This window comes from Aeromicrobium sp. Root344 (assembly GCF_001425755.1).
Lineage (GTDB): Bacteria > Actinomycetota > Actinomycetes > Propionibacteriales > Nocardioidaceae > Aeromicrobium.
This window is the reverse complement of sequence record NZ_LMDH01000001.1, coordinates 2,497,566-2,520,993: the sequence shown is the minus strand read 5'-3', so window position 1 is coordinate 2,520,993 and position 23,428 is coordinate 2,497,566. Positions and strand designations below refer to the sequence as shown.

The following is a 23,428-nucleotide window of genomic DNA, read 5'->3' as shown; positions in this document are numbered from 1 at the left end:
CGTGCCGGGTTCGGGGGAAGAGTTCGCGTCGCTGCCGTCTGGCATCGACATCTGCTACGAGACGTTCGGCGACGCCGAGGACCCGGCGATCCTGCTGGTCATGGGTCTCGGCGGGCCGATGGGCTGGTGGTCGGACGACTTCTGCGAGCGGCTCTCCGGGCGCGGCTACTTCGTGATCCGCTACGACAACCGCGACACCGGACGGTCGACCAAGCTGCGCCAGCACCGCGTCGGCAAGCTCGACGTGATCCGCGCGTTCGCCGGGCTCGGCAAGCCGCCCTACGGCATCGCCGACCTGGCCGAGGACGCCTTCGGGCTGCTCGACCACCTCGACGTCGAGCGGGTGCACCTCGTCGGGGTCTCGATGGGCGGCATGATCGTGCAGACCATGGCGATCGCGCGACCCGAGCGGGCGATGTCGATGACGTCGATCATGTCGACGACCGGCAACCGCCGGGTCGGCTGGCAGCACCCCAAGATCATGCCGACGCTGCTCGCCTCGGCCGGCTCGACCCGCGACTCGTACGTCGCCCGGTCGCTGCGGACGTCGACAATCCTCGGCTCCCCGGCATTCCCCGGCGACGAGGAGCTCGCGCGGGCCCGGGCCTACGAGACGTACGACCGCGGCTGGACCGCGAGCGGGGTCACTCGGCACATGCTCGCCGTCCTGACGCAGCCCGACCGCACCAGCGACCTCGCCAAGCTCGACCTCCCGGTCACCGTGATCCACGGGCTCAACGACCCGCTGGTGCACCGCTCCGGCGGCAGGGCCGTGGCCAATGCCGTGCCAGGCGCCGAGCACATCGAGATCGCCGGCCTGGGGCACGATCTGCCGGTGCAGCTCTACGACACGTACGTCGACGCCATCGTGCGCACGGCTGAACGCGCCATCTCCCGCTGACCGCGCCTGCGGAGGTTTTCGCGCCACACTCCCGCAGATCATGGCCTAGAGTTCGGTGCATGCCGCACATACGGATCTCGGACGCCGCCCGCTTCCTCGGCGTCAGTGATGACACCGTCCGCCGATGGGTCAGTGCCGGCAGCCTGCCGTCCGGGACGGACGCAGCGGGCCGCATGGCCATCGACGGGCGAGAGCTGGCACAGTTCGCCAAGGCGCAGGCCGGCTCCTCTGGCGATGCCGGCACCGCCAGCTCCGCCCGCAATCGCTTCGTCGGCCTGGTCACCGCGGTCAAGGCCGACGCCGTCATGGCCCAGGTCGAGCTGCAGTGCGGACCCTTCCGCGTCGTGTCGCTCATGAGCAGCGAGGCCGTCGACGAGCTCGGCCTCGAGCCCGGCTCCGTCGCGGTCGCGGTCATCAAGTCGACCAACGTCATCATCGAGTCGCTGGAGGTGGCGTCATGAGGCGACTCGCGGCGGCTCTGCTCCTGCTCGTCCCGCTGGCCGGCTGCTCTGGCGGCGCGCGTGACCAGGCGGACGCGCCCGAGAAGACGTTGCACGTCTATGCCGCTGCCTCTCTTCAGAACGCCTTCACCGAGATCGGCAAGCGGTTCGAGGACGCCAACGACGGCGTGACCGTGAAGTTCACGTTCGGCGGGTCGTCCGACCTCGTCGCCCAGATCGAGCAGGGCGCTCCGGCCGACGTCTTCGCCTCGGCCGACACCGCCAACATGGACAAGGCCGTCAAGGCGCGGGTCATCGGCGGGGTCCCGCAGAACTTCGCGAGCAACACGCTGGAGATCGTCACCCCGCCAGGCAACCCGGCACACATCGAGTCGCTGCGCGACCTGACCGGCCGCAGCGCCAAGGTCGTGGTCTGCGCACCCGAGGTGCCGTGCGGCGCCGCCGCCGCGCGTGTCGAGGAGGCCGCCGGCCTGAGGATCAAGCCGGTCAGCGAGGAGCAGTCCGTCACGGACGTGCTCGGCAAGGTCATCTCCGGGGAGGCCGATGCCGGGCTGGTCTACGTCACGGACGTGCTCGGGGCCGGTGCCAAGGTGCACGGCGTGACGTTCCCCGAGTCCCGCCAGGCCGTCAACACGTACCCGATCGCGTCTCTTCGCAGCACCCACGACGAGACGCTCGCCGCAGGGTTCACGGACTACGTCGTCGGTCCCGAGGGCCAGTCCGTCCTGTCGACGTACGGTTTCCAGAAGCCCTGACATGAGCCTGACCCGGCAGTCCGGCGTGCCGCGGTGGGTCCTCGTGCCTGCTGCGCTGGGAGCGGCGTTCGTCGTGCTGCCGCTCGTCGCACTGGCGACCCGGGTCGAGTGGGGCAGCTTCTTCTCGCTCATCACGTCCGACTCGTCGCGTGCGGCCCTGTGGCTGAGCCTGCGTACGTCCGCCGCCAGCACGCTGCTGTGCGTGGTGTTCGGCGTGCCGATGGCCCTGGTGCTGGCCCGTACGACCTTCCGCGGCCAGTCGCTGCTGCGGTCGATCGTGCTGCTGCCGCTGGTGCTGCCGCCCGTCGTCGGCGGCATCGCCCTGCTCTACACGTTCGGCCGCAAGGGGCTGCTCGGCGAGACGATCGACGTGCTCGGCCTGCAGATCGCGTTCTCGACGACCGCCGTGGTCATCGCCCAGACGTTCGTCGCGCTGCCGTTCATGGTGGTGAGCCTCGAGGGCACGCTGCGGACGGCAGGCGAGCGCTACGAGGTCGTCGCGGCGACACTCGGCGCGCGACCGACGACCGTCCTGCGCCGGGTGACCCTCCCCTTGGTGCTGCCGGGGCTCGCGGCCGGCGCGGTGCTGTCGTTCGCCCGGGCGTTGGGCGAGTTCGGTGCGACGATCACGTTCGCCGGAAGCCTCGAGGGGGTGACCCGCACGCTCCCGCTGGAGATCTACCTGCAGCGCGAGACCGATCCCGACGCTGCCGTCGCGCTGTCGCTCGTGCTGGTCGTCGTGGCGGTGCTGGTCATCGGTCTCGTGCGCGGGACGAGGAGCACCGCGCTGTGAGTCTCCACCTCGAGGCGACGGTCGCCGATCGCGGAGTCGACGTGTCCCTCGACATCGGCGCGCACAAGGTCGTGGCGATCCTCGGACCCAACGGGGCGGGCAAGTCCACCGTGCTCGCGGCCATCGCCGGTGTCGTACGGCCCGACACCGGTCGCGCGATCCTCGGCGACGACGTCCTGTTCGACGTCGCCGCAGGCACGTGGCAGCCCGCGTACGCCCGAGGCACCGCGCTGCTCGCCCAGGACCCGCTGCTGTTCCCACACCTCGACGCGCTCGACAACGTCGCGTTCGGGCCGCGCAGCGCCGGTCGTACGCGAGCGCAGTCGCGCGCCACCGCGATGACCTGGCTGGCGGAGGTCGACGCCGCCGAGCTCGCGGGACGCAGGCCGTCGGAGCTCTCCGGAGGTCAGGCACAACGCATCGCGGTTGCCCGTGCACTTGCCGCCGAGCCGAGGCTCCTGCTGCTCGACGAGCCGATGGCGGCACTCGACATCACGGTTGTCCCGGCGATGCGCCAGGTGCTGCGCCGGGTGCTCGCCGACAGGACCGCCGTGATCGTGACGCACGACGTCCTCGACGCCCTGCTGCTGGCCGACCGTGTCGTCGTCATGGAGGCGGGCCGCATCGTTGAGTCCGGCCCGACGCGTGACGTCCTGGCTCGCCCCCGCAGCGCGTTCGGTGCGAACATCGCGGGGCTGAACCTGGTCCGCGGCCGCGTCGAGGGAGGAGCGGTCCGTACGCCCGAGGGCCTGGTCGTGTCCGGCCTGTCCGACGAGGAGCTGGCACCGGACGCGACGGCCCTGGCCGTGTTCAGCCCGTCCGCGGTCAGCATCTTCCTGCAACGACCGGCCGGAAGCCCGCGCAACGTGATCGCCGCAACCGTCACGGAGCTCGAGCCGCGAGGTGCGCAGGTGCGAGTCCGGGCCGGTGCCATCAGCGCCGATGTCACGGCACCCGTCGTCGCAGAGCTCGACCTGGCACCGGGGGCCGGAGTGTTCCTCGCGGTCAAGGCAAGCGAGGTGGCAATCTACGGAGCATGACCCGTCATGGCGTGCCGCGGTGACGAACCTCCAGTGATGACCCAGCTCCGCGTGTTCCTCCGACGAGTGTCCGCGGACCGACGCGTCCTCCTCGGCATCGCGGTCGTCGTCCTGCTCGTCGTCGCGGCGGTCGGCGACCTGCCGACACGACTTGGGCACCTCGTGCCCGAGGACCCGGTCGCGACGACGACTCCGGCCGTCGCCCCGGTGCGGACCGGACCCACTCCCGTGCCGACGGGTCTGACGAGCACCGTGACCCGCGCCAACACCCGGCTGACCGCCTGCACGCCGGGCATCGAACGGCTCTCGCGCTGCGGCCGTGCGCCCACGCTCGGGCCGGGGCCGTGGATCGGGTCGTCGGGCGTCTCGATCGGCTCCCTCGAGGGCAGGGTCGCGATCGTCTTCGTGTTCTCGGGCTCGTGCGTGGAGTGCCGGCGGGAGTCCCGCTACCTCCGGGCGTGGCAGGCGGCGTACGACGACCTCGCGATCGTCGGCGTGCACGCGCCCCAGTTCTCGTTCGAGACCGACGACACCGAGGTCGAGCAGACCGTCGCCGACCTGTCGCTCGACTTCCCCGTGCTGATGGACGACGCCCGGGCGACGATGGACCGCTACCGCGCCGCGGTGCGGCCCACGACGTACCTCATCGATCGTTTTGGGACCGTCCGTGCCATCACGATCGGCGATCACGGCAGCCAGCGCCTCGAGCGACAGGTACGCAAGCTCCTGACCGAGGGCGGATCGACGAGTGCTCTCCCCCGCCCCGTCGGCAGCCTCGACGACGGCGGCGACGCCACGCGCGGCACCCCTCCGCAGATCAAGCTGGGCAGCACGGTGGGTTCGCACTACGACGCCGAGGTCGACGGCATCATCGGCCGTGAGCAGCTCTACCGGCTGGCGAAGCGGCCTCGACCGGGCATCGCCAGCATCGGCGGCCGCTGGCGCGTCGACCCGGAGAGCGCCGTGCCGAAGGCCCGCGCCGTCGGCCGGGTGACGTTCGGGGCGAGGCGGGCGTACGTGCTCGTCGGCGGTCGGGGATGGCTCGAGGTCTCGACGTCCGAGGGCGTCAGCCGGCGCATTCCAGTTCGTGGGCGGCCGGACTTCGTGCAGGTCTACGCAGCGCCGAAGGCGGACCGCGAGACGCTCACGATTCGATTTCGCGGCCAGCTGGAGGTCTTCTCGTACGCGTTCGGGTGACCGTAGGGTCGGACCATGACGGGTGCAACCCTCCGCCGCCGCGACGACGGCGCTCTGGAGCTGCGAGTCAACGGCGTGTTCGTCATGGACGACGTCGAGACCTCGTCGGAACGGGCCCTCGCGCGGACGGTCATCGACCTCGGCGCCCGCGAGGTCCTGGTCGGCGGCCTGGGGCTCGGCTACACGCTGCGCGCCCTGCTGGCGTCGCCGCAGGTCACCCGCGTCGTCGTCGCCGAGCTGCACGCCGAGATCGTCGGCTGGATGCGGGACGGCACGATCCCCGGCGCCGACCTGCTGGCTGACGCACGTACGCAGGTCACGGTCGGCGACGTGCGCGGCGTGGTCGCCGCGCAGTCGCCCGCGTCGCTCGACGCGATCGTGCTCGACGTCGACAACGGGCCGGACTTCCTCGTGCACGACGCCAATGCCGCGGTCTATGCCGCCGAGTTCGTGGAGGTGTGCGCCCTGCGGCTCCGGCCCGGCGGGGGGCTGTGCATCTGGACCATGGCGCCGTCGGCGAGCCTCACCGCGAGCCTCGACGCCGTGCTGACCGACGTCCGCGAGGAAGCCTTCGACGTACAGCTGCAAGGTCGGGCCGAGCGCTACTGGATCGTGTCGGGCACTCGGCGCGACGATGCCGCCGCCGCCGACTAACGTCGTACGCATGCAGCCGTTGGATCGCACCGAGTTCGTCGACGCCGGCCACATCGCCTACCGGCTGGCCGAGCGCCCTGAGGTCGCCGAGTCGTGGGAAGCCGAGAGCGCGTGTGCCGGGATGACCGTCGGCGGGCTGGCGCACCACCTGCTCGCGCAGGTCAAGCACGCGGCGCGGTTCCTGGCGCAGCCGCCGACGACCGACGACCCGATCCCGCTGCTCGACCACTACGCGGGGGCCGAGTGGGTGACCGCACGTCCCGAGGACGAGGCCAACACCTCGATCCGCGACGAGGGCAACGAGGCAGCCCGGGCGGGACGCGACGCGGTGCTCGCGGAGGTTGCGCCGCTGCTCGACCAGCTGCCCGACCTGCTGCGCACGCCGCGTGACCCCGACACGATCTTCATCCCGTGGCAGGGCTGGGCGCTCACGACCGACGACTTCCTCGTCACCCGGTCGATGGAGCTGATGGTGCACTCCGACGACCTCGCCGCGAGCGTCGGGCTCCCGACGCCGGAGTTCCCCGGCACGGTCGCCGCGCACGTGGTCGACCTGCTCGGCGGCGTCGCGATGCGCAGGCACGGCCAGGCGGCGGTCGTACGCACCCTGAGCCGGCCACAACGTGCGCCCGGCTCGGTCTCCGCGTTCTGACCCACGCCTGCCCGATACGCGTCGACACCGCAGCGATATCGTCGGAAGCATGACCGAATACCGCATCGAGCACGACACCATGGGCGAGGTCCGCGTCCCCGCCGACGCCCTCTGGCGAGCCCAGACCCAGCGCGCCGTCGAGAACTTCCCGATCTCCGGCACCCCGATCGAGCCCGCGCAGATCCGCGCCCTGGCCCAGATCAAGGCCGCCTGCGCCAAGGCCAACGCCGAGCTCGGCATCCTCGACCAGGACATCGCCGACGCGATCGTCGCCGCGGCCGAGGAAGTCGCCTCCGGTGCCCACGACGCGCAGTTCCCCATCGACGTGTTCCAGACCGGCTCCGGCACGTCGAGCAACATGAACACCAACGAGGTCCTCGCGACCCTGGCCACGAAGTCGCTCGGCAAGGACGTGCACCCCAACGACCACGTCAACGCCAGCCAGTCGTCCAACGACGTCTTCCCCACCTCGATCCACGTCGCCGCCACCGCGTCGGCGACCAACGAGCTGATCCCCGCGCTCGACCACCTCGCCACCTCGCTCGAGGCCAAGGCCAAGGAGTTCGCGAGCGTCGTGAAGTCCGGCCGTACGCACCTCATGGACGCCACCCCGGTCACGCTGGGCCAGGAGTTCGGCGGCTACGCGGCGCAGATCCGCCGCGGCATCGAGCGCGTCGAGGCCTCCCTCCCGCGTACGGCCGAGGTCCCCCTCGGCGGCACGGCGGTCGGCACGGGCATCAACACGCCGATCGGCTTCCCCCAGCGGGTCATCGAGATCCTCGCGGACAACACCGGCCTGCCGATCACCGAGGCCACTGACCACTTCGAGGCGCAGAGCGCACGCGACGGCCTCGTCGAGATGTCGGGCCAGCTCCGCACGATCGCGGTCAGCCTCACCAAAATCTGCAACGACCTGCGCTGGATGGGTTCGGGCCCGCGCACGGGTCTCGGCGAGATCGCCCTCCCCGACCTGCAGCCCGGCTCGAGCATCATGCCGGGCAAGGTCAACCCGGTCCTGCCCGAGGCGACGCTCATGGTCGCCGCCCAGGTCATCGGCAACGACGCGACGATCGCCACCGCCGGCGCCTCCGGGTCGTTCGAGCTCAACGTCATGCTGCCGGTCATCGGCCGCAACATCCTCGAGTCGATGCGCCTGCTCGGCAACGCGTCGCGCGTGCTCGCCGACCGCTGCATCGACGGCATCACGGCCAACGAGGAGCGCTGCCTCGAGCTCGCCGAGTCGTCGCCGTCGGTCGTCACGCCGCTCAACCGGTTCATCGGCTACGAGAACGCGGCCAAGGTCGCCAAGACGTCGGTCAAGGAGAAGAAGACGATCCGTCAGGTCGTCGTCGAGATGGGCTTCGTCGAGCGCGGCGAGATCAGCGAGGCGGACCTGGATAAGGCGCTCGACGTCATGTCCATGACGCACCCCTGAGCCGGCTCAGCGGCGTTTGGCGAGGACGTAGCCGTCGCGGTTGAACACCAGGTCGTACGTCCCACCGTGGGCCTCCTCGGCGTACGCGACGACGTCGACGGGTGAGTCGATGCCGGCAGCGGCGTCGAACAGCACGTACGACGGAGTGACCTGCTTGCCGATCGTGCCCCACCAGTAGACGGTGTGGTCGGTGACGAGATGGCTCATCATCGCGATGTCGGTCTCGACGGTCGCGCCCTTCGGCACCGCGGCGATGACCGCGTGGGCGGCGGTCGCACGTGGCGGCTCGTCGTACGTCTCGGAGTCGAGCAGCGTCGAGAGCGGCGAGCTGACCAGCGTGAACCCGGTGACGACGACCGCCGCGACCGTCGCCCACCGCAGCACCGGCCACCGGCGCATCCCGTCGACCATCGCGATGAAGACGATCGGCATGAGCAGCAGCGAGTAGTGCCACTCGGTGCCCCAGTAGTACGCGTTGTCTCCGGCGAACCGCCACGCGAACGTCGGCAGCACGAGCAGCACCCAGGGCGACACCAGCGCCGCGAGCCCGGTGATCCCGACCGTCAGCGCCACCGTGCCCAGCTTGCGGTCAGGGTCGTCGAGCAGCGTCGCGACGATCCCGCGATCACCGCCGAGCGATGACGTGTAGGCGTACGAGTCGCCGGGGTTGAACGACGGCACGATGACCAGCACGATGAACGCCATCGCGATGAGCCCGGTCGCGGCGAGCTGCACGCCGCGGCGCCGCTCCCCCGCGAGCCACAGCACGCCGCCGATCATCGCGACCGTCAGTCCGAGGTCCTCCTTGACCAGCAGCAACGGCAGCGACCACAGCACGACAGCCCGGAACCGCCGGTCGACGTACGCCGCACCGGCCAGTGCCAGCAGAGGAGCGCCGAACGCCACCTCGTGGAACTCCGCCTCGACCCCGGACTGGAGCCCGAACGACAACCCGTACGCGAGGCCGATCACCGCGCCGGTCAGCGTGCCGACGTGCCGCATCGCGACGAGGGCGATCACCGCCACGGAGACCGCGATCAGCACGACCTGCGCCAGCAGGATCGTCTGCGCTGACGGAAAGACCCGGTAGAAGGGCGCGATCAGCGCATCGATCGGCGAGAAGTGGTCGCCGAGGATGTTGAACCCCGGCGCCTTGACGTCGACGATCGGCGCGCCAGGCCGGGCATAGCCCTTGACCGCCTGCTCGAAGATCGCGTGGTCCCACGACGAGATCGTGAACCGGCGATAGCGCATCAGCGTCAGCACGCCGTACGCCGCGCCTACAGCGACGGCGAGCAGCCCGGCGATCAGCCGCTGGCCGCGAGTGGACCCCGTCATCGGGCGAGCGTGAGGTTCTCACCCGTCTCGGGGTCGAACACGTGCACCCTCTGGCGCGGGATGACGACCCGGATCGACATGCCCGGTCGCAGCGTGCTCTCGGCGGCGAGCTCGGCGACCAGGAAGCTCTGGAACAGGTCGAACTCGAGCAGGTCCTCGACCTCGTTGAGCAGCTCCTCGACCTCGGGCGCGATGTCGTAGCCGAGGTAGGCGAACTGGCTGCTGCCGCGCCACTCCACGTCGTCGATGCGGGTCGTGAACTCGACCCGGTCGGTGACCGCCTGGCCACCGTGACCCGTCGCGTCGTAGCAGTGCTCGGGCCGGATGCCGGCGACGACGACACCGCGCTCGCCGATGCGCTCCAGCAGGTGGTCGTCGAGCAGCATCGTGGCCAGGGGCATGACGAGCTGGCGCCCCATCGGGAACGCCGGCACGAGGTTCATCGGCGGCGAGCCGAGGTAGCCGGCGACGAACATGTCGGCGGGCCGTTCGTAGAGATCTCGCGGCGTGCCGACCTGGTGGATGAACCCTTGGTGCATCACGGCGACCCGGTCGGCGGTGCTGAGCGCCTCCGCGACGTCGTTGGTCGTGAAGATCGAGGTGCGCTTGTTCTCCTGCTGCCACTGGCTGGTGACCGAGCGGACCTGCGTGCGCACGCGCTCGGACTGCTGCGAGAACGGGGCATCCAGCAGGTACGCCTTGGCGTCGCGCACGAGCAAGCGGCCCAGGGCGACGCGCTGGCGCTGTGCGTCGTCGAGCTCGGCGGGCTTGAGGTCGAGCAGCTCACCGAGGGCCAGCAGGTCGGCCACCTCGTGGATGCGCTCCGACAGCTCGCCTCGGTTGTAGCCGCGACGCAGGGTCGCCGCGAACGCGAGGTTGTCGAACACGTCGAGGTGCGGGTGCAGGGCGTAGTCCTGGAACACCATCGCGAGGTCACGTCGACGCGGATCGGCGGTGTTGACCACGACGTCGTCGATCAGGATGTCGCCGGAGGTCTGCTCCTCGAGGCCGATGAGGGTCTTGAGCAGCAGGCTCTTGCCCGCACCCGACGGACCCGTGAGCGCCAGCGTCTCACCCGACGGCACCGTGAGGTTGATGTCGTCGAGCAGCGGGCGATCACCCGTGCCGGACGTCGTGAGGTTGCGGACTTCGATCGAGGTCATCGGTACGACCTTCCCAGGAGTTGAGTGATCCGGCGCGGGAACACGAGCAGCAGGAGGACGACCGGCGCGAGCCACAGCAGCCCGGCCGCGGCGACGGCGGAGCTCGAGGTCTCGAGCTGGCCCGTCGCGAGCATCAGGGTGGCCGGCAGCGGCCGCGACTCGTCGTTGGCCGAGAGCGCGGCGCCGAGGACGAAGTCGTTGCAGCCGGCCACGAAGACCAGCGCCGTCGCGAGGGCGACGCCCGGCGCGACGTTGGGCAGCCCGAAGCGTACGAATGCCTGCAGCCAGGTGGCCCCGTCGGCACGCACCGCGTCGCGCAGCGACCACGGCACGTCGCGGAACACCGTGACGCACAGCCAGATCGCCAGCGGCAGCGTGATGAGCAGCGCCGGCGGGACGAGAGACATCCGGCTGCCGAACCTGTCGGCGGCGATGACCTGGTCGGTGATCGGCCCCGCCAGCGCCAGCAGCGGGATCAGGAGCGTCGCCACGACCAGCCCGTACGCCGCACGGCGCCCCCGCATCGGCTGGCGCACGAAGGCGTATGCGGCGGCGATCGCCAGCGGCATCGCGACGGCGGTGGCGATGCCGGCGACCACGACCGAGGTGACCGCGGCGTCCTGCAGGATCTGCGAGTGCAGCGCGCCGTCGAACGCGTCCCACGAGATGTCCTGCGGCCACACCGATCGCGGGGTGGTGCCGTCCGGCGCGGTCGCCACGGTGAACGTCCAGAGCAGCGGCACGAGGGTGAACACCGCGAACAGCTCGATGCCGATGATCGACCAGATCGACAGCGGTCGCGAGGTGTCGGCGAACAGCACCCCGGCAGCGCTCGTGACCATCAGGACGACCGCGAGGCCGACCCAGATCCACAGGTCGGGCCGGGCGACCCGGATGATGCCGTAGTTGGCCACCGCGAAGCCCAGGACGAACGCGAAGCCCGAGGCCCAGAGGCGCGAGCGTACGGAGGGCGTCACACGACCCTCCTCACACGGAACAACGGCACCATGATCGCGCCCATCAGCAACGCGATGACCAGCAGGACCATCGACATCGCGGCGCCGAGACCGAGCTCGAGCGACGAGAACGTCGTGTCCCAGACCAGCAGCGGTGCGGTGCGGATCGTGGCGCCGGGCCGGTCGACCAGCAGTGGCCCCTCGAGGATGCGGAAGGTGTCGAGGCCGCGATAGGTCGCGGCGACCGCGATCGCCGGACCCATCGCCGGGAGGACCACACGTCGTGAGCGCTGCCAGGCGGTGGCGCCGTCGGCGATGGCGGACGCCATGAGCGAGCTCGGGACCCGCAGCAGCCCGGCGAGCAGGATCAGGGCCGTGATGCCGGTGCCGCGCCAGAGCTCACCGACCGTGACACCGACGAGCTGGCCGAACGGCCCAACGTCGTCGAGACGGAACCACTCGGCCGCGAACCCGGTCGTGACGGCGTCGCGCCACACGACGGCCGACACGACCGCGAGCAGGGCGAACGGGATCAGCACGATGATGCGGGTCACCGGCCACAGGAACGTGAGCCGCCGCAGCGCCACGGCGAACACCAGACCGACGAGCAGCTGCAGGATCACGACGGCCAGGACGATCACGAGAGTCGTGGCGACCGCGAGCCACCAACCTCGGTTGGTCAGCACGTCGGTGTAGTTGTCGGCGCCCACGAACGTACGGTCGTCGGGGTTCGTCAGCGGAGCGGAGTGCAGCGACAGCCAGATGCCGCGCCCGATCGGCCAGCCTGTGATCGTCAGCAGGACCGCGAACGGCAGGGCGAGCCAGCGCCAGCCCTTCACCGGAGCTGCCCTCGGATCGCGGCGCGTACGGCCTTCTGCGAGTGCTCGAGCGTCGTGTCCTGCGAGAAGTCCCGCAGCGGCAACCACGTGTCGTCGAGCGCCTGCTCCGCGACCTGCCAGTAGGGCGTCACGGGCAGCGTCGCGCCCGAGAGCACGGCAGGACGGGTCACCGCGGCCAGCGGATAGGCCCGCTTGACCGCCGGGTCGTCGTACGTCGTGAGGCGGCTCGCGCTGTGGCCGGTGCTCGCCATGATCGAGGTGAGCACGGCGGGCGACGTCAAGCAGCTGATCGCCTGGTACGACAGGTCGGTGTGCGGGGCGTAGAGCGGCACCGCGAGGCCGACACCGGACAGCGGCGCGACGCTGGTGTCGGCGACCGTGGGATAGGCCGTCCACGACAGGTCCGAGGCCACCGCGGCGAGGTCCCGGTCGGCGATGACCGAGCTCGGGGCCAGCAGGAATCCGCCCTCGGCGCCGGCGAACTTCTTGAGCGCGTCCTTCGACGGCCCGGCTCCCCCGGACTCGAGGTAGAACTCGACGACCGAAGCGGCGGCTCGTCCGGCTGCGGTGTCGAGACCGACCTTGGCGCGGCGACCCGCGCCGTCGACGAGTGAGCCGCCCGCACCCTTGACCAGCGCGTTGACCCACTGCGCCAGCCCCGAGCCGTCGTCGTCGGCGATCTGGATCGTCACGCCGAGCCGCTCCGCGCCCGCGACGAGGTCGTCCCAGCTGATGGGCTTGGTCGTGTCGAGACCGGCCCGCTCGGCGACGTTGCCGCGATACCAGAGCAGCTGCGGGTCGAACCACCACGGCGCCACGGCGAGCTGGCCGTCGTACGTCGCAGCCGCGAGCGCAGCCGGCGCGATGTCCTGCGCAAAGGGCGCCTTGAGCTCCTCGGGCAGCGGCGCGAGGAACCCGGCGGCGGCGAACTCGGCGGTGAACGCCGAGTCGAGGCTCAACAGGTCGATCGACGTGTCCTTGGCGACCAGCCGGCGGACGAGGAGGGCGTGCCGCGCGTCGACATCGGTCGGCAGCTGCTGGACCTTGATGTCGTAGGCACCCTTGGCCGCCTCGGTGCACGTACGCGCGAGGGCCGCGGTGTCGGCGCGATCCGGGCCGACGTACCAGGTGAGCGTGGGGGTCCCGCCGGGCTTGGTGCCGGCCGACCCGCAGGCAGCGAGGACGCACAGCAGGGCAGCGGCGCCCACGCGTGCCCATACCCTCCCTGGTGCGCTCACCTGCGCAACTTTGCCACAGAGGAGGGGCCATTCCCGGGGATACCGGGAAAGGCCCCTCCGTCACATGAGTTGACTCACGTCACAGCCAGCGCTGTGGGCAGCTCGCGGCGTCGGCGGACGGGCGACACGAAGACCGGGACGAACGCCAGCGCGAGGATCACCGCGCCCACCCAGAGGGTCCCGCGGACGCCGATGAGCTCGCCGAGCACACCTCCAAGGACGGCGCCGAGGGCCAGGGCCCCGGTCAGCAGGAAGCGGAACGTGGCGTTCATCCGGCCGACGAGCGCCGGCGGGGTCATCCGCTGCCGCAGGCTCACCCCGACGACGTTGTCCATCCCGGTCTTGCAGAGCGCCAGGGTCCAGCCGGCGCCGGCGAGCCACAGCAACGGACCCCGGTCGACCAGGGGCACGAGCAGGGCGGCGGGTGCGACGCAGAGCCCGATCAGCGCGAGGTTGCGGCCGTACCCCAGCCGTCGCGCCGTCGGCAAGGCACAGCGTGCTCCGATGAGCAGGCCCGCGCCGCCGGCCGCCCAGAAGGTGCCGAGCGCGCCGGCCGGCAGGTCGAGACCGCGGACGAACAGGATCGGCAGCATCGTGTTGATGACCTGGCTGCCGAGGTTGTTGAGCGTCGCGGTCAACGCGAGGGCGCGCAGCTCCGCGTGCCCCAGGACGTGGCGCAGGCCCTCCACGATCTGGACCCCGAGGCGGGGCCGGGCCTCCGTGCCGGCCGGTGCACGCGGCACCCGAGTCATCCGGGTGAGCGTGACGGCCGACAGCAGGTAGGCGATCGCGGAGCACAACGCAGCCACGGGCGCGGTCAGCAGCTGGACCAGCGCCCCGCCCGCACCACGCCCGGCGACGTTGGCCAGCGCGATCATCGTGACGATCGCGGCGTTGGCCCGCACGAGCGCCGCCGGCCCGACGATGCGGGGCAGCACGCTCTGCGATCCGACGTCGAAGAACACCGTCGCCGCGCCGCTTGCGAACGCCACGGCGTACAGCTGCTGCATCGTGAGGGAGTCCAGCCACCACGCGACGGGGATCGTGGCGAACAGGACCGCTCGGGCGACGTCGGCGACGATCAGCACCTGGCGGTGCCGAGTGCGATCGACCCACGCGCCGACCGGAAGCCCGATCAGCAGGAACGCCGCCGTGCTGAGCGCGGCGAGCGCACCGACCTCGGCGGGGCCCGCGCGCAGAGCCGTGACGGCGATCAGAGGGAGTGCGACGTAGCCGGTGTTGCTGGCGAGCTGGCTCAGGCTGGCGGAGCGGAACAGAACGTTGAAGTCGGTGAATCGCCACGGCGACTCGGCCGGGTCGGGGCGTCGCCGCATCCACCTGGCCCCGAGCACGGCTCAAGTCTCGTCGTACGGCGTGGCCCGCCCCAGCCGGTTTGCCGCCACATGTCCGCGACATCCGGTCACCCCTCGGGAGGCCGCGGCTTCCACGGCCTCCCTCTGACCTACAAGGTGACGTCCTCCAGCATTTCGGTGACCAGCGCGGCGACGGGCGAGCGCTCCGAGCGGGTCAGCGTGACGTGGGCGAACAGCGGGTGGCCCTTGAGCTTCTCGACCACGGCGACGACACCGTCGTGGCGGCCGACCCGCAGGTTGTCGCGCTGGGCGACGTCGTGCGTGAGGACGACCTTGGAGTTGGCGCCGATGCGCGAGAGCACCGTCAGCAGGACGTTGCGCTCGAGCGACTGGGCCTCGTCGACGATGACGTAGGAGTCGTGGAGCGAGCGGCCGCGGATGTGCGTCAACGGCAGCACCTCGAGCATCCCGCGGTCGAGGATCTCCTCGATGACCGCAGGTGAGGCGACCGCGCCGAGCGTGTCGAACACCGCCTGGCCCCAGGGACCCATCTTCTCGGACTCGCTGCCCGGCAGGTAGCCCAGCTCCTGGCCGCCGACGGCGTAGAGGGGGCGGAAGATCACGACCTTCTTGTGCTGGCCGCGCTCCATCGTCGCCTCGAGCCCGGCGCACAGCGCGAGGGCCGACTTGCCGGTGCCGGCGCGGCCGCCGAGCGACACGATGCCGATGTCGGGATCGAGCAAGAGGTCGAGCGCGACCCGCTGCTCGGCCGACCGGCCGTGGATGCCGAACGCATCACGGTCGCCGCGTACGAGCTGCACTTCCTTGTCGGCGGTGACCCGGCCGAGTCCGCTGCCCTTGTCGGACAGCAGCACCAGGCCCGTGTGGCACGGCAGGTCCCGCGCCTCGGGCAGGTCGAGCGTGCCGCCCTCGTAGAGCGTGTCGAGGTCGATGCTCTCGACCTCGAGCTCGCGCATGCCGGTCCAGCCGGACTCGAGCGCCAGCTCGGCGCGGTACTCCTCGGCAATCAGGCCGACCGCCGACGCCTTGACCCGCATCGGCAGATCCTTGGAGACGATCGTGACGTCGTTGCCCTCGTCGGCGAGATTCTTGGCGACCGACAGGATGCGGGTGTCGTTGTCGCCGAGGCGGAAGCCCGACGGCAGCGACGACGAGTCGGTGTGGTTGAGCTCGACACGGATCGTGCCGCCCTCGTCGCCGATGGGCAGCGGCACGTCGAGGGTGCCGTGCAGCACCCGCAGGTCGTCGAGGAAGCGCAGCGCGCTGCGGGCGAAGTAGCCGAGCTCCGGGTCGTGCCGCTTGCCCTCGAGCTCGGTGATCACCACAACGGGTATGACGACCTCGTGCTCGTGGAAGCGGTTGACCGCGTTGGGGTCCGCGAGCAGGACGCTGGTGTCCAGGACGTACGTGCGGCGGACAGGGCTCGTGCTCGGCTTCTTCGTGCGCGTTGCGGCCACAACTGTCTCCTCAACGAGCCCGCGCGCACCCTGCGCCGGCCCTACTCGTGGGCGGGAAATCGGGGCTCAGGGGCGAGCGTCAACACATCTCGAACGTACGGCGGCCGGTCGCCGATTTCGGTATGACACGCCCGACTGCGTGTGACATCCACGTGAACACGAGCCCAGGGTGACCATGGACCGAGCGCAGCGAGGCAGGCGCCCGGGCGAAGCCCGGCAGCGACGCAGTCGCTGGAACGGCGAGCGCAGCGAGCCGTGCGCCCTACTGGCCGAACCTTCGCTCCCTTGCGGCGTACGAGCGCATCGCGCGGAGGAAGTCGACGTGCCGGAACGCCGGCCACAGGGCGTCGCTGAAGTAGAACTCCGAGTGCACGCTCTGCCACAGCAGGAAGCCCGACAGCCGCTGCTCCCCCGACGTACGGATCACGAGGTCGGGGTCGGGCTGGCCCTTGGTGTAGAGGTGCTCGGCGATGTCGTCGACCTCGAGGGTCTCGGCCACGTCGGCGAGGCTGCGGCCCTTGGACGCCTGGTCGAGCAGCAGCGAACGCATCGCGTCGGTGAGCTCCTGGCGACCGCCGTAGCCGACGCAGATGTTGACCCGCATGCCCTTGACGTTCGAGGTCGAGTCGGCGAGCCGCTTCATCCGCCCGGCCGACTCGTCGGGCAGCATGTCGAGGTTGCCGATGACCGCCAGCGACCAGCGCTGCTCGGCCGACAGCTTCTCCATCAAGCCCTCGACGGCGGCGAGGATGCTGCCGACCTCCTCGGGCGAGCGCTGCAGGTTGTCGGTCGACAGGAGCCACAGCGTGACGATCTCCACACCCAGCTCGTCACACCACTGGGCGAACTCCGAGATCTTGTCGGCACCAGCCTGATAGCCGTGCTCGAACCGCGTGCCGGCGCCCTTCGCCCAGCGCCGGTTGCCGTCGACGATCGCCCCGACGTGGTGTGGGAGCCGGGCGGGATCGAGGCTCTTGACGAGACGCCGCTCATACACGCCGTACGCGAGGTCGCTGACTCCCATGCGGGCCAGAGTAGTACCCGGCCACGCACTACGCTGTGCGCATGACCGACCGGCAGCCCGAGGGCATCGTGCACGAGGCAACCGATCGGATCCGCGAGACCGTCGACGAGATCAAGCCCAAGCTCCGCGGGTGGCTGCACGCCATCACGCTGCCCCTGGCGTTCTTCGCGTTCATCGTGATGCTGGTCATCTCCGACGACTTCCTGGTGCGCGTCGGTGTCGCGGTGTTCATGGTCAGCTCGATGCTGTTGTTCGGCGTCAGCGCGGTCTATCACCGGGGCACCTGGAACGACCGCGTCAAGGGTTTCTGGAAACGCTTCGACCACGCCAACATCTTCTTGCTCATCGCCGGCTCCTACACCCCGTTCTCGCTGCTCCTGCTGTCGAAGCAGCACGCGGCGATCATGCTCTCGCTCGTGTGGGGCGGCGCGCTGCTCGGTGTCGCGTTCAAGATCTTCTGGATCGGCGCTCCGCGGTGGCTGTACGTCCCGCTCTACCTGCTGCTGGGCTGGGCGGCGGTGCTCTACTTCCCCGAGTTCGTCGACAACGCGTCGACCGCGGTCCTGGTGCTGCTCATCACGGGCGGAGCGCTCTACTCGCTCGGCGCCGTGGTCTACGGCTTCAAGTGGCCCGACCCCTCGCCCAAGTACTTCGGCTTCCACGAGATCTTCCACGCGTTCACGATCGCGGCGTTCATCGTGCACTACATCGGCGTCAGCCTGCTGGCGTACCAGAAGCACTGACCAGCTCGTCGGCATCGGTGACGGGCCGGCGGCAGACGAAGCCCTCGCAGACGTACGCCGCAGGGCGGCCGTCGACGAGACCGCGCTGCTCGAACAGCGGGATGCCGAGACCGACCTCGCCGGCGATCACGACGGCGCCCGGCGACGCGAGCCGCAGGGCTGCCTCGTGCAGGGCGACGCGGTCCTCTCGCGGACCGACGACGGCGACCTCCAGGGGCCCGGCGAGCACGGCCTCGGCGGCAGCCAGCGTCCAGCCGGCGAAGCGCGGCACCTGCGTCGCGATGTTGGCCGCCGAGGCAATGCCGGACTCCGCCGCTGCGCGATAGCCGTGCTCGCCGGTGATCGCGGCGAACGACAGCAACGCGGCAACCGCCGCCGACGTGCCAGACGGGTAGGCGTTGTCGGAGGCGTCCTTGGGGCGTACGACGAGGGACTCGGCGTCGTCGGCGGTGTCGAAGAACCCGCCCTCGGGGTCGGCGAAGTGCTCGACGATGCGGTCGAGGAGCTGCCGCGCCCGGTCGAGCCACACCGCTTCTCCGGTGATGCCGAGCACCGCGATGAACGCCTCGGCCACTGCGCCGTGGTCCTCCAGCACCGCTGAGTTGGCGCCGGCGACGCCGTCGCGTGACGTGCGTGCGAAGCCGTCGGCGAGGTGGACGTCGACCAGCAGCTGGGCTGCCGCGATCGCGGCATGGGCGAAGTCCGGCTCCCCGAGCAGCACCGAGGCCTCGGCGAGTGCTGTGATCGCCAAGCCGTTCCAGGACGCGACGACCTTGTCGTCACGAGCCGGCCGGGTGCGCTCGGCCCGGGCGGCGAGCAGCGTCGTGCGTACGCGATCCCAGCGCTCGCGGTCGTCGGGATCCACACGGAGCTGGAGAGTCGAGAACCCGCGCTCGAACGTCCCCGGCCCCGTGACCCCCAGCAGCTGGGCCGCCCACGCGCCGTCGTCGGCGCCGAGCAGCCGCATGAGCTGGTTGGCGTTCCAGACGTAGAAGGTCCCCTCATGACCGTCGCTGTCGGCGTCGAGCGCCGAGGCGAACCCGCCCTCAGGCGTACGCAGCTCGTCGAGCAGGAACCGCCCGGTCTCGCGGGCGATCCGTTCGGCGAGCGGCGATCCGCTCTGCCGCCACCAGTGCAGGTAGACCCGCAGCAGCAGCGCGTTGTCGTAGAGCATCTTCTCGAAGTGCGGGACGCGCCAGAACCGGTCGACGCTGTAGCGCGCGAACCCGCCCGACAGCTGGTCGTACATCCCGCCGCGAGCCATCGCCTCGCACGACCCAGCGACCATGCTGAGCGCCTGGTCCGAGTCCGTACGTGCGGCGTTGCGGAGCAGGAACTCCAGCACCATCGACGGCGGGAACTTGGGGCTGGTGCCGAAACCACCGGCCTCCGCGTCGTACTGCTTGGCGAGCTCCGCGACCGCCCCGTCGAGCACGTCGGCGCCGAGCGGCCCACCCACGGCGTCGGTGTTCTGCCGGAGGTGCTCGAGCACGTCGCCGCTGACCTTCAGCACCTCGTCACGGCGATCACGCCACGCCTCCGCCAGTGCCTGCAGCACCTGGGTGAACGCCGGCGCGCCCTGCCGCGGCTCCGGCGGGAAGTAGGTGCCGGCGAAGAACGGCTCACCCGTCGGCGTCAGCACGCACGTCATCGGCCAGCCGCCCTGCCCCGTCATCGCGGTCGTGGCCTTCATGTAGACCGCGTCGATGTCGGGCCGCTCCTCGCGGTCGACCTTGATGTTGACGAAGTGGTCGTTCATGTACGCCGCGGTCGCCGCGTCCTCGAACGACTCGTGCGCCATGACGTGGCACCAGTGGCATGCGGCGTAGCCGACGCTCAGCAGGATCGGCCGGTCCAGCTCCTGGGCCACGGCCAGCGCCTCGTCGCTCCACTCCCACCAGTCGACGGGGTTGTCAGCGTGCTGCTGCAGGTACGGGCTGGTGGCCTGCGCGAGGCGATTCGGCATACCGCCAGCCTAGGTGCGTGATTCGATGTCGGCATGGCGCGTTCCAGTCCGGCGACAGGAGCGACCCTCATCGCGCTCGGCGTGACCTTAGGGGTTGGCATCCCCATCTACTTCTGGGCCGGCCTGTCGAGCTACTTCATGAATGACCTCCCCGGAAGAGCCGACAACCTCAGCTATCTCCAATGGGGTGTCATCTCGGCGGTGCTCACGACTCTCGTCCTGATCCTCCTGTCCGTCAGGAACCCGAGACTCATGTGGCGCGACGTCGCCTTCGCGGCCGGCACGGCATCCGCGGTCAATGGTGCGTGGCTGGCCTTCTTCTTCGGGACCCAGATCTCGGACCTGGGCGACGACTCGGGCACGATGTACGACCCGATGCCGACCGCCACCGTGCGTTCGATCGCCATCTGGTGCGCGGCAGCGGCCGTCATCGGACTCGTGACCGCCTGGTTCAGTCGTCCGCGATTGAGGCTCTGACCGGCTAGCGGTCCTCGCCCTCCCAGGGCTGCTGCGCCTTCTTGGAGTGGCGGAGGAACGAACGCGCGAGGAAGTACGTCGCGACGCAGAGGGCCACCACGATGCCGAGCGCGAGCCAGCCGGGCTTGACGTCGTCGTCGGTGAAGGCCGGCTCGGCCGTGACGAAGGAGGCAATCGCGTACACGTTCATGTCTCCAGAGTAGTCGCCCGCGATCTGGCGGGAGAACCACCATGGAGTGCCGCTCCCGTGGTGGTTCTGCCGCCACATCGCGGCGGTTAGGCCACATCGCGGCGGTCAGGCGTCCCTGGCGTACGTCGCGGGTGGGGTGCCGACGACCGCGGTGAACGCGCGGGTCAGGTGCGCCTGGTCGCTGAAGCCGAGGTCGGTCGCCAACGCCGCCCAGTCCGTGCGCACGCCGGTGTGCGCAGCCGCCGCGGCATCGAGCAGACGGAACCGTTGCACGACCCACTTGGGACCGATGCCGAGGTAGGCCGTGAACTGCCGCTGCAGCGTCCGCAGGCTCACCCCGGCGAGCTCAGCCAGCTGCTCGGCGCGGATCAGCGACCGGTCGCGCTCTGCAGCGTCGACGAGGTCGTTGAGCTCCTCGGCGTAGGGATCGGCGATGACGTCGAGCCGGTCGAGGCATGCCTCGAGCGCCGCGACCATATCCTCGTCGGTCGCGTCCGGCCGCAGGATCTCGGTGGCGGCTGGTGAGTCATCGTGACTCACCAGCTCACCGAGCGGCACGATCCGGCCGGCCACGGAGCTCAGGTCGGCGCCGAGCACGGCACGAAAGCTCGCCGGCCTGAACGCGGCGCCGAGCACGTGACCCGTGCCGGTGAGCGTACGGACGAACGGCTCGCGGGTGATCCCGTTGACGAGCAGCCGCGGGGCGCCCTCGAAAGGCTCGGCCGACACGTGCACGCACGGCTGCGGGATGACCTGCTGCGCGAACGGCTCGGGGCACTCCCAGCGGACGATCCAGTGGTACTGGATGAACGGCTGCCACCGCTCCGACGGCACGACGCGGCGAATGTCGATGTGCTGCGCGGCAGCGGTCGGCCGCACGATCGCCGAGTCTCCCCTGCCGGCGGGCTCTGAGGTCATGCGTCCAGTGTCGCGTTTGTCCAAGACACTTCCGGCCATGGCCTCCTAGCGTCGAACCATGAGCAGAGCACACACCAGCACAGGCAGGTTCACCGTCACGTCGTGGGAGGAGAAGGTGGTCGTCGACATCGACGGCGAGGGCACCGAGATCAACGGGGTCACCTATCCCAAGCGGGGGTTCTCGCGGGCCGACACGACGTACGCCTACTCCGGCGACATCGAGGGCACGAGCACCGTGGCCTATCTCATCTCCTACAACGACGGCTTCGCGCCGGTCACCGGCTTCGAGCGGTTCGAGGGCTCGATCGACGGGCACGACGGCTCGCTCGTGCTCCAGCACGTCGGCGACCACGACGCCGAGGCCGTCCGCGCCACGCTGACGATCGTCGAGGGGATGGGCACCGGAGGCCTCGAGGGCATGAGGGGCGAGGCGACGATCGAACTCGCTGGGCACAGCGACGACGGCTACCCGATCACCCTGAGCTACGACCTGTGAACATGCCGCCGACCGCGAACGGGAGGACAGTGAGCACATGAGCACCGAGACGACAGGACGATTCATGCCGACCGGCTGGGACGAGTCGGTCATCGAGGACATCGACGGCGAGGGCGAGACCAAGAACGGCACCTACTACCCCAGCCGCGGGGTCACGACGGCCAAGGTCACGTTCCAGTACACCGGCGACATCGAGGGCACCGGCGCCACGACCTATCTCTTCGCATACCGCGACAGCAAGGCCGGGCACGCCGACATCGTCGGCTACGAACGCTTCACCGGAACGATCGGCGGCCGGGCGGGATCGTGCGTGTTCCGGCACACCGGCTCGTACGAGGACGGCGCCGTCAGCGACCACGTCGAGGTGCTGCCCGGCCTCGGCACCGACGAGCTCACCGACCTCGCCGGCTCGGCCGACGTGTCGATGGCCGGGCCACCACCCGAGGGCGGCTACGAGTTCACGCTGACGAGCTAGATCGCGTCGAGGTCGGGGTTGGGCGGCTGGCCGGGGCGTGACACCGTCAGCACGGCCTCGACGATCGCCTCGTCGGTCTCGAGCTCGCTCTCCAGCATGCGTAAGTGGTCGGCGACACTGGACTCGACGTCGTCGCCGACCAGGTCGACGCTCGCGACCAGGTAGACGCGCCGCGGCCCGACGAACTCCATGTGGAGGTAGCCGACGCTCGAGACACCGGCCATCGCCGCGAGCCGCGTGCGGGCGGCGTCGAGCAGCATCGGCGACGCCTCCATGCCGACGAGGAACCGGCGGTTGCGGTCGATCAGCACGATCGCGACGACGGCGAGGAGCACGCCGACGAGGATCGAGCCGATCGCGTCGGGCGTCGGCGAACCCGTGACCTGGTGCAGCACGATGCCACCGCCGGCGATCACGATGCCGAGCAACGCTGCCGCATCCTCGGCGAACACCGCCCGGAGCGTCGGGTCGGACGTGTGCAGCGCGTGCTCCAGCAGCTCACGGTCGATCGCCGACGCCTCGCGCCCGACCTGCCGGAACGCCTGGACGAACGACACCCCCTCGAGCACGAACGCGACGCCCAGCACGACGTACGCGACGAGGAAGTCCGACGCCTCGCCCGGGTCGATCAGCTCCTGGACGCCGTGCGTGATCGAGACCGCGGCGCCGGCGACGAACAGACCGAGCGCCGCGAACATCGACCACACGTATGCCTCGCGGCCGTAGCCCAGCGGGTGGGAGTGGTCCGGATGACGCCTCGATCGTCGGTCGGCGACGAGCAGGAACACCTCGTTGCCGGCATCGGCCCACGAGTGCGCCGCCTCGGCCACCATCGACGCCGAGCCGGTGAACATCGCCGCCGCCGACTTCGCCAGCGCGACGAGTGCGTTGGCGAGCAGGGCGATGACGACCGTGAAGTTCATGCG

25 protein-coding genes are annotated in these 23,428 nt (G+C 70.5%); 13 read left to right on the top strand and 12 right to left on the bottom strand.

Annotated elements, in window-relative coordinates; genetic code table 11:
• Position 1 precedes the first annotated feature (1 nt).
• From ASC61_RS12425 to ASC61_RS12385, 9 genes are read left to right on the top strand one after another with little or no spacing between them, the layout of a single operon-like run.
• The gene (locus ASC61_RS12425) at positions 2-901 is read left to right on the top strand and encodes an alpha/beta fold hydrolase (RefSeq protein WP_056212341.1); all 900 of its coding nucleotides are present in this window, start codon (positions 2-4) and stop codon (positions 899-901) included.
• A gap of 59 nt (positions 902-960) precedes the next feature.
• Entirely contained in the window at positions 961-1,362 is a 402-nt protein-coding gene (locus ASC61_RS12420) for a TOBE domain-containing protein (RefSeq protein ID WP_056212339.1), read from the top strand.
• Complete coding sequence (modA, locus tag ASC61_RS12415) at positions 1,359-2,117, top strand: molybdate ABC transporter substrate-binding protein (protein WP_056212337.1); 759 nt, start codon at positions 1,359-1,361, stop codon at positions 2,115-2,117. Before ASC61_RS12420 ends, modA begins: the two co-directional genes overlap by 4 nt.
• 1 nt (position 2,118) lies before the next feature.
• On the top strand, positions 2,119-2,910 hold the full coding sequence (locus tag ASC61_RS12410) for an ABC transporter permease (protein ID WP_056212336.1): 792 nt from the start codon (positions 2,119-2,121) through the stop codon (positions 2,908-2,910).
• Positions 2,907-3,950 (top strand): sulfate/molybdate ABC transporter ATP-binding protein, encoded by a 1,044-nt coding sequence (locus tag ASC61_RS12405; protein ID WP_056212333.1) that lies wholly within the window; start codon positions 2,907-2,909, stop codon positions 3,948-3,950. Before ASC61_RS12410 ends, ASC61_RS12405 begins: the two co-directional genes overlap by 4 nt.
• Before the next feature lie 36 nt (positions 3,951-3,986).
• Positions 3,987-5,147, top strand: coding sequence for a TlpA family protein disulfide reductase (locus tag ASC61_RS12400; protein ID WP_162243674.1), 1,161 nt, complete (start codon positions 3,987-3,989; stop codon positions 5,145-5,147).
• Between the two features lie 15 nt (positions 5,148-5,162).
• Entirely contained in the window at positions 5,163-5,801 is a 639-nt protein-coding gene (locus ASC61_RS12395) for a hypothetical protein (protein ID WP_056212329.1), read from the top strand.
• Between the two features lie 10 nt (positions 5,802-5,811).
• Positions 5,812-6,453, top strand: coding sequence for a maleylpyruvate isomerase N-terminal domain-containing protein (locus ASC61_RS12390; RefSeq protein WP_056212327.1), 642 nt, complete (start codon positions 5,812-5,814; stop codon positions 6,451-6,453).
• A gap of 49 nt (positions 6,454-6,502) precedes the next feature.
• On the top strand, positions 6,503-7,888 hold the full coding sequence (locus tag ASC61_RS12385) for a class II fumarate hydratase (RefSeq protein ID WP_056212325.1): 1,386 nt from the start codon (positions 6,503-6,505) through the stop codon (positions 7,886-7,888).
• A 6-nt stretch (positions 7,889-7,894) separates the two neighbouring features.
• Here the strand turns inward: ASC61_RS12385 and ASC61_RS12380 are convergent, their stop codons facing one another.
• The 8 genes from ASC61_RS12380 to ASC61_RS12345 form a co-directional block, all read right to left on the bottom strand.
• On the bottom strand, positions 7,895-9,226 hold the full coding sequence (locus ASC61_RS12380; protein WP_056212323.1) for a DUF2079 domain-containing protein: 1,332 nt from the start codon (positions 9,224-9,226) through the stop codon (positions 7,895-7,897).
• Positions 9,223-10,389, bottom strand: coding sequence for an ABC transporter ATP-binding protein (locus ASC61_RS12375; RefSeq protein WP_056212322.1), 1,167 nt, complete (start codon positions 10,387-10,389; stop codon positions 9,223-9,225). Before ASC61_RS12375 ends, ASC61_RS12380 begins: the two co-directional genes overlap by 4 nt.
• Positions 10,386-11,366, bottom strand: a complete 981-nt coding sequence (locus tag ASC61_RS12370) for a carbohydrate ABC transporter permease (protein WP_056212320.1) — start codon at positions 11,364-11,366, stop codon at positions 10,386-10,388. Before ASC61_RS12370 ends, ASC61_RS12375 begins: the two co-directional genes overlap by 4 nt.
• Positions 11,363-12,184 carry a carbohydrate ABC transporter permease gene (locus ASC61_RS12365; RefSeq protein ID WP_056212317.1) on the bottom strand — a complete coding sequence of 274 codons (822 nt, stop codon included), beginning with the start codon at positions 12,182-12,184 and terminating at the stop codon, positions 11,363-11,365. The genes ASC61_RS12370 and ASC61_RS12365 overlap by 4 nt, the downstream gene beginning before the upstream one ends.
• A complete protein-coding gene (locus ASC61_RS12360; RefSeq protein WP_056212315.1) occupies positions 12,181-13,392 on the bottom strand; it encodes an extracellular solute-binding protein in 1,212 nt (403 codons plus the stop codon). The genes ASC61_RS12365 and ASC61_RS12360 overlap by 4 nt, the downstream gene beginning before the upstream one ends.
• 104 nt (positions 13,393-13,496) lie before the next feature.
• Positions 13,497-14,774, bottom strand: coding sequence for an MFS transporter (locus tag ASC61_RS12355; RefSeq protein WP_200935447.1), 1,278 nt, complete (start codon positions 14,772-14,774; stop codon positions 13,497-13,499).
• Positions 14,775-14,884: 110 nt separating this feature from the next.
• Complete coding sequence (locus tag ASC61_RS12350) at positions 14,885-16,213, bottom strand: PhoH family protein (protein ID WP_056212311.1); 1,329 nt, start codon at positions 16,211-16,213, stop codon at positions 14,885-14,887.
• 262 nt (positions 16,214-16,475) lie between these two features.
• Positions 16,476-17,237 carry an isoprenyl transferase gene (locus tag ASC61_RS12345; RefSeq protein ID WP_056212309.1) on the bottom strand — a complete coding sequence of 254 codons (762 nt, stop codon included), beginning with the start codon at positions 17,235-17,237 and terminating at the stop codon, positions 16,476-16,478.
• A 41-nt stretch (positions 17,238-17,278) separates the two neighbouring features.
• On the opposite strand from ASC61_RS12345, the gene trhA reads away from it, so the two are divergent.
• Positions 17,279-17,980, top strand: coding sequence for a PAQR family membrane homeostasis protein TrhA (gene trhA, locus ASC61_RS12340; protein ID WP_056212307.1), 702 nt, complete (start codon positions 17,279-17,281; stop codon positions 17,978-17,980).
• On the opposite strand, the gene ASC61_RS12335 is transcribed toward trhA, so the two are convergent.
• Entirely contained in the window at positions 17,952-19,946 is a 1,995-nt protein-coding gene (locus tag ASC61_RS12335; protein WP_056212305.1) for a thioredoxin domain-containing protein, read from the bottom strand. The genes trhA and ASC61_RS12335 overlap by 29 nt on opposite strands.
• Before the next feature lie 33 nt (positions 19,947-19,979).
• On the opposite strand from ASC61_RS12335, the gene ASC61_RS12330 reads away from it, so the two are divergent.
• The gene (locus ASC61_RS12330; RefSeq protein WP_157439480.1) at positions 19,980-20,423 is read left to right on the top strand and encodes a hypothetical protein; all 444 of its coding nucleotides are present in this window, start codon (positions 19,980-19,982) and stop codon (positions 20,421-20,423) included.
• A gap of 4 nt (positions 20,424-20,427) precedes the next feature.
• Here the strand turns inward: ASC61_RS12330 and ASC61_RS12325 are convergent, their stop codons facing one another.
• Both ASC61_RS12325 and ASC61_RS12320 read right to left on the bottom strand, forming a co-directional pair.
• Positions 20,428-20,613, bottom strand: a complete 186-nt coding sequence (locus ASC61_RS12325) for a hypothetical protein (protein ID WP_056212300.1) — start codon at positions 20,611-20,613, stop codon at positions 20,428-20,430.
• Positions 20,614-20,718: 105 nt separating this feature from the next.
• The gene (locus ASC61_RS12320) at positions 20,719-21,531 is read right to left on the bottom strand and encodes a helix-turn-helix domain-containing protein (protein WP_056212299.1); all 813 of its coding nucleotides are present in this window, start codon (positions 21,529-21,531) and stop codon (positions 20,719-20,721) included.
• Between the two features lie 58 nt (positions 21,532-21,589).
• Between ASC61_RS12320 and ASC61_RS12315 the strand changes: the two genes are divergently transcribed.
• Positions 21,590-22,027, top strand: a complete 438-nt coding sequence (locus ASC61_RS12315) for a DUF3224 domain-containing protein (RefSeq protein WP_056212296.1) — start codon at positions 21,590-21,592, stop codon at positions 22,025-22,027.
• A 37-nt stretch (positions 22,028-22,064) separates the two neighbouring features.
• The gene (locus tag ASC61_RS12310; RefSeq protein WP_056212294.1) at positions 22,065-22,502 is read left to right on the top strand and encodes a DUF3224 domain-containing protein; all 438 of its coding nucleotides are present in this window, start codon (positions 22,065-22,067) and stop codon (positions 22,500-22,502) included.
• On the opposite strand, the gene ASC61_RS12305 is transcribed toward ASC61_RS12310, so the two are convergent.
• Positions 22,499-23,425 carry a cation diffusion facilitator family transporter gene (locus ASC61_RS12305; RefSeq protein WP_056212292.1) on the bottom strand — a complete coding sequence of 309 codons (927 nt, stop codon included), beginning with the start codon at positions 23,423-23,425 and terminating at the stop codon, positions 22,499-22,501. The two genes, ASC61_RS12310 and ASC61_RS12305, sit on opposite strands and share 4 nt — an antisense overlap.
• Positions 23,426-23,428: the final 3 nt, after the last annotated feature.